This window comes from Winogradskyella sp. PG-2 (assembly GCF_000828715.1).
Classification (GTDB): domain Bacteria; phylum Bacteroidota; class Bacteroidia; order Flavobacteriales; family Flavobacteriaceae; genus Winogradskyella.
This window is the reverse complement of the sequence record NZ_AP014583.1, coordinates 3,049,454-3,061,038: the sequence shown is the minus strand read 5'-3', so window position 1 is coordinate 3,061,038 and position 11,585 is coordinate 3,049,454. Positions and strand designations below refer to the sequence as shown.

Below are 11,585 nucleotides of genomic sequence, written 5' to 3'. Positions count from 1 at the left end.
GTAATTCGTATTTTTAAATTTGATTTACTGGTAATAATTCAAAAATATAACATTTCACACTATTGCACAAGAGTGTTAAAATCACTAATTTTGCAGGACTGTAAAACGAACCTATGAAACGAGCATGTTCAGAATTTAATCCATTAAGAATAGAGATTGATAGCGAACAGCATGTGTCCATAAAAAAACAATACAGATAAACGTATGAAGTCCAACCCTAACACCAAAACTGAAATTACATTTGAAGATTTTAAAGCTGAAGTTTTAAACGACTATAAACTTGCAGTTACAAGTCGCGAATGTAGTTTATTAGGTCGCAGGGAAGTTTTAACAGGAAAAGCTAAGTTTGGCATTTTTGGAGATGGGAAAGAAATTCCACAGATCGCTTGGGCAAAAGCTTTTGAAAATGGTGACTTTAGATCTGGTTATTACAGAGACCAGACATTTATGATGGCTATTGGCGAATTAACTATTGAGCAATTCTTTGCTGGTTTATATGCTAATACGGATTTAAAAGAAGAGCCCATGTCTGCTGGCCGCCAAATGGGAGGTCATTTTACAACGCATAGCCTAGATGAGAATGGGCATTGGAAAAACTTAACACAGCAAAAAAACTCTAGTTCTGACATTTCTCCTACTGCTGCACAAATGCCAAGATTATTAGGTTTAGCTCAAGCCTCTAAAGTTTATAGACATGTTGATGGAATTGACACTTCTAATTTTTCTGTAAAAGGAAATGAAATAGCTTGGGGAACAATAGGTAACGCTAGTACAAGTGAAGGCTTGTTTTTTGAAACAATTAATGCCGCTGGTGTTTTACAAGTCCCAATGGTTATAAGTATTTGGGATGATGAATATGGGATTTCAGTACACGCCAAACATCAAACCACAAAGGAAAATATATCTGAAATTTTAAAAGGGTTTCAACGTAATAAAGACGAAAAAGGTTACGAAATATTTAGAGTTAACGGCTGGAATTATCCAGAATTAATTGATACGTATCAACGCGCTGCTCAAGTTTCTAGAAAGGAACATATTCCTGTAATGATACATGTGCAAGAGTTAACTCAACCTCAAGGTCACTCTACTTCAGGGTCTCATGAGCGTTATAAAGATAGTGAGCGATTGGCTTGGGAAGCGGAATACGATTGTAATTTACAAATGCGTAATTGGATGATTAGCAATAATATTGCTACTGATGACGAACTTACTGAAATAGATAGAGGTATAAAGAAAGCCGTAAGAGATGGTAAAAAAGCAGCATGGAATTCATTTATAGAACCAATTATATCTGAACGTAATGAGGCAATAAGCCTTCTAGATCAATTAGCTTCTAGCAGTCCTAATGGTGTTTTTATAACCAAACTAAGAAATGATTTAACAGACATAGACGAGCCACTGCGTAGAGATATATTATCTGCAACTAGAAAAGCACTCCGCTATGTAGTATCAGAAGAATCAACGATTAAAATAACGCTTCAAAATTGGATTAACTCCTATTTAGAAACCATTCAACCAAAATATAGTTCTCACTTACATAGTGAATCGAGTTTAAGTGTTTTGAATCAATCTGAAGTTATACCAACATATGATGAAGATGTAAAGGAGGTCGATGGACGTGTTGTTTTAAGAGAAAATTTTGATGCTATATTCAAAAACTATCCTGAAGCTTTAATTTTTGGTGAAGATGCTGGTTACATTGGAGACGTTAATCAAGGGTTAGAAGGGCTTCAAGAAAAATATGGAGAACTCAGAGTTTCTGATACAGGCATTAGAGAAGCTACTATAATTGGTCAAGGTATAGGTATGGCAATGCGAGGCTTACGCCCTATTGCAGAAATTCAGTATTTAGATTATGTGATGTATGCGCTTCAAATAATGAGCGATGATTTAGCAACAGTTCATTACAGAACTAAAGGGAGGCAGAAAGCCCCTTTAATTGTAAGAACACGTGGTCATCGTTTAGAAGGGATTTGGCATTCTGGATCGCAAATGGGAGGTATTTTAAATCTTATACGAGGTATCCATGTATTAGTTCCAAGAAATATGACTAAAGCTGCCGGATTCTATAATACGTTATTAGAAAGTGACGAACCTGCATTAGTTGTAGAATGCTTGAATGGCTATAGATTAAAAGAAAAATTACCTAATAATATTGGTGAATTTAGAACACCTATTGGAGTCGTTGAAACAGTAAGAGAAGGAGATGACATTACCTTAGTGTCTTATGGATCTACCTTACGATTAGTAGAACAAGCTGCCAAAGAATTGCAGACTGTTGGTATTGATGCAGAAATTATTGATGTACAGTCCTTACTGCCTTTTGATTTAAATCACGACATCGTAAAAAGCATCTCTAAAACCAACCGCGTTATGGTTATTGATGAAGATATTGAAGGAGGAGCTTCAGCCTATATACTCAATGAAATCATTAACAAACAGAATGGGTTTCAGTATTTAGACAGTCAGCCAAAAACCTTAGCGGCTAAACCACATAGACCAGCTTATGGTACTGACGGTGATTATTTCTCAAAACCTTCGACTGAGGATATTTTTGAGGCTATTTATGAAGTTATGCACGAATTGAGCCCTATTGATTTTCCGAAATTGCGATAATTCTTTTACATTTAGATTCTAAATCTAACTGTTTTGTTTCCAGATTTTAATCGTTGGAGTTTACCTTTACTTATTCTTGTTATACAAGGATTAGTTTTTGTTGTTCTATTATTTTCACGATACTTCAAAAAAAAGCATCTTTCTGACTTATTTCTAGGCCTTATTCTACTCCTTACTTGTTATGCACAAATATGCTATACTTTAGGTTTTTTGGGCTGGTATAATGAGTTTAGAACTACTAAAATCAATTACTTTCTCATAAATATTGGAGTCGCATTGGCTCCATTGATTTTTCTTTACATTAAATCTATAACCACCTCAAATTTTAGATTTAAAACCTCATATTGGTGGCACTTTGCATTGGCATTTGTAATTATAATGTATCGTTTTAGTATATACACTTATGATGCTTTGCAACCAGGTTTTAATGACACTCAAAATGGTATTTTAAAGATTGAATTAGATGAAGCTTATATCCAATCTATACTAAGCTATATAGAAACACCATTTATGCTTCTATATCTCGCATTTACATTTCAATTATTCTATAGTTATAGAAAGAAGATCATTCAATATTTTTCTAATACATATAAGCTAGAGCTTAACTGGATTTTAAGCTTTCTAATATTGTTTAGTCTTTCATTTTTATATGGTACCATACAAGATATTATAGGATCTCGTTTTATGGATCTTGGGTACCAGCAACGTTGGTGGTTAAATTTATTTATGGCCATAATTACGCTCTATGTAGGTATTAAAGGCTATTTTACGGATACCACTAAGCTTAATAAGTTAGACTTTACATTTACGCCTAAAACTATAGGCATACCAGAAGACACAAATGATTTTGAAGAAAAATCTATTTCTAATAACGATATTGATACAGTTAAATATCTTATGGAAACTGATAAAGCCTATTTAAACCCAGAACTCAATCTATCTGATTTAGCTCAGCTTGCCAAAATGACTAGAGGGCAACTCTCAGAAACAATTAATTCTGGTTTTAATAAAAACTTTAATGACTTTGTTAATGAATACCGTGTGAATGCTTTTAAGAGTATGCTAAAAGAAGATAAGCACAAACAATTATCTCTACTTGGTATCGCACAAGAATGTGGCTTTAATAGTAAAGCAACATTTAATCGTGTGTTTAAAAAGCTAACAAACTACTCACCTACCGAATATTTAAAATCTCAATTAAATTAAGACGTCTCAAATCGTATTTGGGTCGCTCTAGTACGCAATAAGTCGTGCGTCGAAGACTTATATTCGAAATTTGTATCAACAACATTTAAACTATTTGTTATGATACATTTAAAAAGAATACTAAAATTTTTAATTGCTCCGATTACTCAAAAACATTGGTCTATAGATTTAGCGTTTGCTATTCCAAGATTTTTATGTGGTCTTTGGTTAACTGCAATGTTTGGAGCAGACAAGTTTGGAATGCCATGGACAGCCGATAGCCAAAACTTGAATCTATTAGAAGTAGCAGCTTGGTTTCCTGAAGATGTGGCCACTTATGGTGGTGTTTTTGCATTAGCACCAATATTCTTCGCATGGATGGGAGCATTTAGCGAAGCCGTTGGAGGTTTATTTCTATTACTCGGTCTAAAGACTCGAATCGCTTCATTCTTAATTATGTGTACCATGTTAGTGGCCATTTTTATGCAAAAATGGAATCAAGGATTATGGTCAATGTTACCAGCATTAGGATTTCTTTGGGTAGCTATCTACAATCTTTTATTAGGTTCTGGCAGATTCGGAATCGATTATCTCATCAGTAAAAAATTAAATAAATAATATTAAAATCAAATATCATGAAAAATCTATTTACAACATTTTGTCTTTACGTTATCGCTTTTAACTGTAATGCACAAGACCCATTAAAATTAGCTGACTTTGAAATCTTAAATAACACGAGTTGGGTAGGACAATTAACATACAAAGATTATCAATCTGGAAAGCCTACAAGTATTGATGCAACAACTCAAATTAAAATTGAAGATGAGAAAATAGTTTTTAATATTCAATACACTTATGAACCAAATAAAAACAATAAATCATCAGTAAAAATTAAAAAAGAAGGCACTTATTTTGGTAATGAAAAAATTGTTAACAATACCTTAGAAAATGGAATAAGAACTTTTGTAACTACATACGAAGGAAGAGATGATGGGAAAAAGCAACTATTTATATTACACGTCAGTTCAGTAAAACTAATTATAAGGTTACTAAAGAAGTACAGTTTAAAAACTCAAATGAACGCTTTGTAAGAAACACCTATACATTCACAAAAGCTTAATTAATATCATGAAGAAATATTTAGTACTAGTGCTATTTCTTGCTGGGATAACAGCAATAGCACAAACAAAAGGAAATAAAGTAATTGAAACCCGAAACTTTAATGTTGATGGTTTAGAGCACATAAAAATCAATTTTTATGCAAAAGTTACAATCGATCAATCTGCTGAGGAAAACATGAGTATTACCACAGATACTAACCTATTTGACTTAATAGATACGGAAGTAGTAGATGGAGTATTACACCTCAACCAAAAAGAATGGATATCACCATCACAGCATGCAATAATCACAATAGGAGCACCCAATTTAAAACGTCTAGAGTCAGGAACGCATGACACAACAAAAATCATCAACGTAGATAACGACGAACTTAGGGTTAATGCACCTTTAGGACATATTATTATTGAAGGAAAAACCAAAGAATTAAGAATAGGGTCAGAATTAGCAACAATTGATGCTTCAAAAATCATAGCAGACAACGCTTATATAAATCTATGGAGCTGGGGAAAAGTTACTGTAAATGTAACCAATTTACTTTGGGCTGATGTAGCTAATGACGGTAAACTCATATATTTAGAAAAACCGAAAACCTTAAAGACAAAAACAAAAAAAGGTGGGTGTATTTATGGTATAAATGATGCGAAAAAAGTTAAAAACCCAGAAGCTGTTTATATCAATTTTAAGATTAAGAATAATTCGAGTAACCGCAATCATTTCGAAGTTGTTGGACCAAAACAAGATGGAACAAAATTTGGATATGGGTTTCCTATGATGCCATTTACAACTCGAAAAGAGAACTGGACAGTTGGCACTAAGGTTTACAAAATAAATAGATTAGGGTTCAGAAAATTACTAATCACTATTAAGAAAGAAGATAAGGATAGAACGGTAAAACTTTTCAATTGATTCTAAAGTTAATTTTTGTTATAAAACCATCATCCATGTGATGGTTTTTTTATCTTTAAGTCTAAACAAACCTTTTATGCTAACTAAATCCGATAAATCTAAATTAAGAAGTACCATTTTTAGACATTTAGATGGTATTGCTGTATCAACTTCAGCTTACACACTTCATAAAAGTAATGTTCTAAACTTTATTTTAGAGAATAGCAAAATTGGGTTAGAAGATCTGACGACTAAGTTTAACGCAAACGAAGGTTATTTAAATGTTGCACTACGCGTACTTTGCTCCCAAGGTTGGTTAGAACAACATATAGACAATAAATCAAACACATTATATTTTAAAATAAATAAAAATAGTACTAAAGCGTTTGAGTTAGCTCACCTTTATGAAGATGCTGTTAACCTCTTAAAATACTCGGATAAATTCGCTGAAGAAAAAACAATTAGTACAGATGCGTTTATTGCTTTAGAAAGAATATTTAAAAAATTTGAAACCAACTTTGGTATAGATGCCTCAGATGAAAACTCAATTGAATTTCAAATTTTAAAACACATTGAAGGAGTCATTGCAGGTCCAATTATTGTACTATTAGGAGTCAACGGATTATTTCATAAATATTTTATGGAAGCCTCATTTACGGCTGAAGAGTATCATAAAAACCCTGAGAGTTTTAAAAAAATTCTAGATTTTTTTACTCATTTAGATTGGTTTAAAAAAAAGAAGAATACCTATCAATTTACAGATAAAGGGTTATTCTTTGCCAAACGCGCAAGCGCTTATGGAGTTACTGTCTCTTACATACCTACATTTTTACAACTAGATGAGCTTATTTTTGGAAACCCATTGATATTAAAAACGGAATCCTCAAGTGATACAGAAAAACACGTACATCGAGAAATGAATGTTTGGGGAAGTGGTGGTGCACATACTACTTATTTTAAAGTCATTGATAAAGTTATTATCGACTTATTTAATAGACCCATTGACGAGCAACCTAAAGGTATTTTAGATATGGGTTGTGGTAATGGTGCTTTTATAGAACATATTTTTAATGTTATAGAGCAACAAACCTTACGTGGTAAATTATTAGACGAATATCCTTTATTCTTAGTAGGTGCAGACTTTAATAAAGCCGCATTAAAAGTAACTAGAGCCAATCTTATAAAAGCGGATATTTGGGCTAAAGTTATTTGGGGAGATATTGGACGTCCAGATATATTAGCTTCAGATTTAAAAGAGGATTACAACATCGAATTACTCGACCTTCTAAACGTTAGGACTTTCTTAGACCATAATCGCATTTGGGAAGCACCAAAAATGAGTTATGATTTTATAAGTCAATCTTCAGGTGCTTATGCTTCAGAAGGAAAACGTTTATCTAACAATAATGTTGAAGCTTCATTACTAGAACACTTACAAAAATGGAAACCTTTTGTTGAAAAATTTGGGTTGCTCATTATAGAGTTACATACTATAAGTCCAAAATTAACGTCCAGAAATATTGGTAAAACCGCAGCAACAGCTTATGATGCTACACATGGTTATAGTGATCAATATATTATCGAAGTTGATGTTTTTAAAACTATGGCTGAAAAAGTTGGATTAAGACCAGATGAAAACCATTTTGCCAAATTCCCTAACAGCGAATTAGCAACAGTAAGCATTAATCTTTTAAAGGGTCTTATATAATTTCTTAATATTTAATAATGGCTCAATTATTGTATTTTTTAAAACAGATTAAACGTAATCAATTACTATGAAAAAAACTATTCTTATTCTATTAGTTACATTACAATTATTTAGTTTCGCTCAGAAAATTAAAGTAAAAAAAGGGGTTATTACTTTCGATAAAAAAGAAGTCGCTAAAGTCAATGATGATACAAGAGATTTTTGGAAATTCTCTACATTAAAAGGCGAAAAATCTTTCGATGTCTCTTTTAAAGGCATGTCTACCTCTAACCTTGAAGGCTTTCAGTGGTTAGAAATGACATCTGCAGGTGGTAAAAAAACTGAAATACCTTATGAAGTTTTAATGACATCATTTAGTGTTACTAAACTTGTTATAAAGCTATTAAGCTCTAAGTATGAATTAATCACTACTGATGGCATAGATATGGCTAAAGTGGATGAGTTCTTTGCAGTAGAGCGTGAAATTTTAAGTGATAAGTACGTCAAAGCTGTAGTATCTGCTAAGGCAGATGAAGCAGAGCGTCAAAAGACTGTTGGTCGTTATAATCCATTTGTAAAAGACGATGGTACGATTCTATTCGGTGGTTCTAGAGGTACTAAAATTGCAGGTCGTGTTACTTATGGGCAAAACACCTAAAATGTTATTGATTTAGATGGTATCACAGTTAGTACCGCTAAAGGATGCTCCATATGTACAGATGTAGACGCAACAACTTATACTGATGAAGAATTTAAATTCGATTATGGTTCTCGTACTATGATGACTGGTCGATTTTCGAGATCTTTTGCTCAAATATTTGTAGAAGAATTATTAGGTAGGGGTTACCAATTACAGTATGAAGCTAAGGCTTACAAAGCTAAATTGCACAAAGAACGAGTTAAAGAAGCTAGAGAAAATAGCATTAATCTTTATGGAGTTGATGACACAGTTACAGACCAAGAAGGTAAGACATACAAAGGAACAGTTTATGCCATTTTTGAAAAATTAGAACTTAATCCTGCACAACAGCAAAGTGACTATGCAGAAATGAATTCTATTGATAAGTTTGGAAAATTTGTAAGTGTAAAATATAAGAATGAAAAGAAGAGAGAACGTACCAAAAAGTTCACTGCAAAAAGTAATACAAAATTTTGCGCAGATGATGATGGTACTGAGAAATGTTTTATGGGAATGAAAACAAAAGGGAATGCACTTAAAAAATTATCGAACGCTTCAAATTTTGGATTCGACAATTCTTACTTCTATGAAATTATTTATGAAAATAATGGCCAAATGGTATTATCTAAACCAGGTGAAGAAGGCTCTTATGTTTTAAAATTCTCTGATAAAAAAGAAGGATTTATAATAGATAGTAGAAAAAATGATAAAGTTTCTGCAAAGTTATCTAAGTATATTTCAAACTGTAAGAGTTTAGCTGAAGATATTGGTAAAGGTGAGTTTGATTTAAGTAATCTAGGTAACTTAAAACAAATTGTTGACGAGTATTGTAAAAACTTGTAAGGAGTACTTAAAAAAATTAATTAGAGAAGGTAAAAGCCCTCTCTTTTTTTTGTTATAAATTGTTTGACATTAGTTGCATCTTGTTTATCGAAATTTGTTGTGGCAAAAATTTAATATTAAGAGTTTAGCTAAAACTTTTAAAAACGATATATTATGAAAACCAAAGGAATTATTTTATTATTAGTTGCATTATTATTTAGCTCTTGTATTGTAAAATCGCTTCAACCGTTCTATACAAAAGGCAGTTTAAGTTTTAATGAAAAGCTTTTAGGAAATTGGGTAGATAACAAAAAAGGAGAATGGAATGTAGAATCCATTAAATCTAAAATGGAAGAAGATGAAGAGAACGGTATCAAATTATCAAAAGAAGAATTAAAAGTATTTGAAATCTACAAAGAAGGTTACCACATCACTTACTCAAAAAAAGAAAAAGAAGCTGGTTTTATAGCTATGCCATTCAAAATTAAAGAGCAATATTTTTTGGACTTTATTCCTATTGAGATTGAAGATGATGAGATTAATAGCTTAGCGGCAGAACACCTTCTTAAAACACATTCGGTTGCAAAATTAGATACTAACTCCGAAGTAGGAATTTCATTATCATGGTTGAGTGAAGAGCACATTAAAGATCTTTTTGAAGATCAAAAAATACGTCTAAAACATGAGAATGTTGGGTTTCAACAAGATTTATTAATAACAGCATCTTCTGAGGAATTACAGGCGTTTTTAAAAAAATGTGTCGAAGCAGAGTTATTTAATAAATATGACAAAAAAGATAAAAAATGGAAATCATCAGATAAATTAAATTTAATAAAAGCTAATGCAAAGCCTTAATTTAAATTCACTTATAAAAAAAACAAATTACCACAGACCACTTATTTTTAATGGTGTTCTGTGGGTTTTGGCATTTACAATTTTACTCTTTGTTTTCTCAAAAGGAAAAGCACCAATTAAAGTAGACTATATTTATACTTCCGTATTTATCATACTGTTGGCTATTCCTGTTAGTATTAATTTCTATATCTATATTCCCAAATTATTAAAACAAGAGAAATACGGTTTATACATTGTTAGTTTTGTTATCAACCTATTGATTTTTGCCTTGTTAGGTGCAATGTTTTTAAACCATATATTAGACACGCTATTCCCTAGTTACTTTTTTATTTCCTATCTCTCAAAACCAAATATTATATTAGTTTTTATTATTTTTTTAATTGCGACGACTTTATTAAAATTAGCAGAAGATTGGTTTTACTTTAACACTAATGAGAACAAAATATTACGTCTCAAAAATCAGCAAATAGAAACACAATTATCCACATTGAGAGCGCAAATAAATCCACATTTTTTATTTAATTCATTAAACGTTATTTATGCTTTAGCACTAGAGAAGAAAGAAGGTGTAACAAACGCCATTGTACAACTTTCTGATATTTTGAGGTATGTCATTTACGATTCGGATACAGAACGTGTTTCTATAAAAGATGAAATTAGTTTACTTAAAAATTATATTGCATTCCATAATCATCGGGTAGAAATACCAAACACAACCCATTTTGAAATTAACATAGTAGAAGAGCACTTTAAGATATATCCTATGTTATTATTACCACTGTTAGAAAATAGTTACAAACATGGAGTCGTTGCTGGCCAAACTAAAACACCTATTAAAATAATGCTCTATCAAAATGGTAATCAGTTTAAGTTTAATATAAGCAATGCTAATTTAAATACTAAAAATCAACTTGAAGAAAAATATTCTGGTGTTGGTATAGAAAATCTCAAAAACAATCTGAACTTAGTATATCCAAATCAACATCAGTTTGAAGTTAATGAAACAAAAGATACTTTTGAAGTAACACTAATAATCAATGAAGCCTAATAATTTAATAACATGTTTAATAATTGACGATGAACTTTCTTCGCAACGTGTGCTTCAACATTTTATAGCAGAAACGGATGTCTTAGATTTAAAAGCAACTTGCAACAATACAGCAGAAGCCTTTAAATATTTACAACTCAATGGTGATATAAATTTGCTGTTTTTAGATATAAATATGCCTCAACAATCTGGTTTAGACTTTTATAAAGGACTTCAGAAACCGCCAAAAGTTATTTTTACTACAGCTTATCCGCAATATGCGGTTGATGGATTCGAGGTTAACGCTACAGATTATTTACTAAAACCTATTTCATATGAACGCTTTTTAGCGGCTATAAAGAAGGTTTTAAATACTAATAGTAACCAATCTGGTAGCGAAGATGATTTTATTATTATAAAAGAAAACAAGGCTTTACACAGAATAGTTTTTAAGGATATTCAATATGTCGAAGCCTATGGAGATTATGTAAAAGTACATACCGAAATTAAAACAATTACAACTCATAGTACATTTTCTAAATTCATAGAAAGCCTACCTAGTAACTTTCTTAGAACTCATAAATCTTTTAGTATTAATCTTAACAAAATGAATCACCTTTCTGGCAATCAAATCACAATCGATTCTCATACAATTCCTATTGGTAAAACCTATAAAAAAACAGTTCTAAAAGCCTTAAATTTGTAAA

The 11,585-nt window shown here is 31.5% G+C and carries 11 protein-coding genes; all 11 read left to right on the top strand.

Going from position 1 to position 11,585, the window contains the following annotated elements; all coding sequences use genetic code 11:
* The first annotated feature begins 204 nt into the window (after nt 1-204).
* A complete protein-coding gene (locus tag WPG_RS13780) occupies nt 205-2,616 on the top strand; it encodes a thiamine pyrophosphate-dependent enzyme (protein WP_045473736.1) in 2,412 nt (803 codons plus the stop codon).
* Nucleotides 2,617-2,649: 33 nt separating this feature from the next.
* Nucleotides 2,650-3,822 carry a helix-turn-helix domain-containing protein gene (locus WPG_RS13775; protein WP_231850195.1) on the top strand — a complete coding sequence of 391 codons (1,173 nt, stop codon included), beginning with the start codon at nt 2,650-2,652 and terminating at the stop codon, nt 3,820-3,822.
* Between the two features lie 99 nt (nt 3,823-3,921).
* Nucleotides 3,922-4,419, top strand: coding sequence for a DoxX family protein (locus WPG_RS13770; protein ID WP_045473734.1), 498 nt, complete (start codon nt 3,922-3,924; stop codon nt 4,417-4,419).
* Between the two features lie 17 nt (nt 4,420-4,436).
* On the top strand, nt 4,437-4,892 hold the full coding sequence (locus WPG_RS13765) for a hypothetical protein (protein WP_045473732.1): 456 nt from the start codon (nt 4,437-4,439) through the stop codon (nt 4,890-4,892).
* A gap of 37 nt (nt 4,893-4,929) precedes the next feature.
* Nucleotides 4,930-5,829: a GIN domain-containing protein gene (locus WPG_RS13760; protein ID WP_045473730.1), complete on the top strand. Its 900-nt coding sequence runs from the start codon at nt 4,930-4,932 to the stop codon at nt 5,827-5,829.
* A gap of 76 nt (nt 5,830-5,905) precedes the next feature.
* Nucleotides 5,906-7,516, top strand: a complete 1,611-nt coding sequence (locus WPG_RS13755) for a class I SAM-dependent methyltransferase (protein WP_045475597.1) — start codon at nt 5,906-5,908, stop codon at nt 7,514-7,516.
* A 67-nt stretch (nt 7,517-7,583) separates the two neighbouring features.
* Nucleotides 7,584-8,153 (top strand): hypothetical protein, encoded by a 570-nt coding sequence (locus tag WPG_RS13750; RefSeq protein WP_045473728.1) that lies wholly within the window; start codon nt 7,584-7,586, stop codon nt 8,151-8,153.
* 120 nt (nt 8,154-8,273) lie between these two features.
* Nucleotides 8,274-9,017, top strand: a complete 744-nt coding sequence (locus WPG_RS13745) for a hypothetical protein (RefSeq protein WP_144374480.1) — start codon at nt 8,274-8,276, stop codon at nt 9,015-9,017.
* A gap of 153 nt (nt 9,018-9,170) precedes the next feature.
* Entirely contained in the window at nt 9,171-9,851 is a 681-nt protein-coding gene (locus WPG_RS13740; RefSeq protein WP_045473724.1) for a hypothetical protein, read from the top strand.
* Entirely contained in the window at nt 9,838-10,899 is a 1,062-nt protein-coding gene (locus WPG_RS13735) for a sensor histidine kinase (protein WP_045473722.1), read from the top strand. Before WPG_RS13740 ends, WPG_RS13735 begins: the two co-directional genes overlap by 14 nt.
* A complete protein-coding gene (locus WPG_RS13730) occupies nt 10,889-11,584 on the top strand; it encodes a LytR/AlgR family response regulator transcription factor (RefSeq protein ID WP_045473720.1) in 696 nt (231 codons plus the stop codon). Before WPG_RS13735 ends, WPG_RS13730 begins: the two co-directional genes overlap by 11 nt.
* Nucleotide 11,585 lies beyond the last annotated feature (1 nt).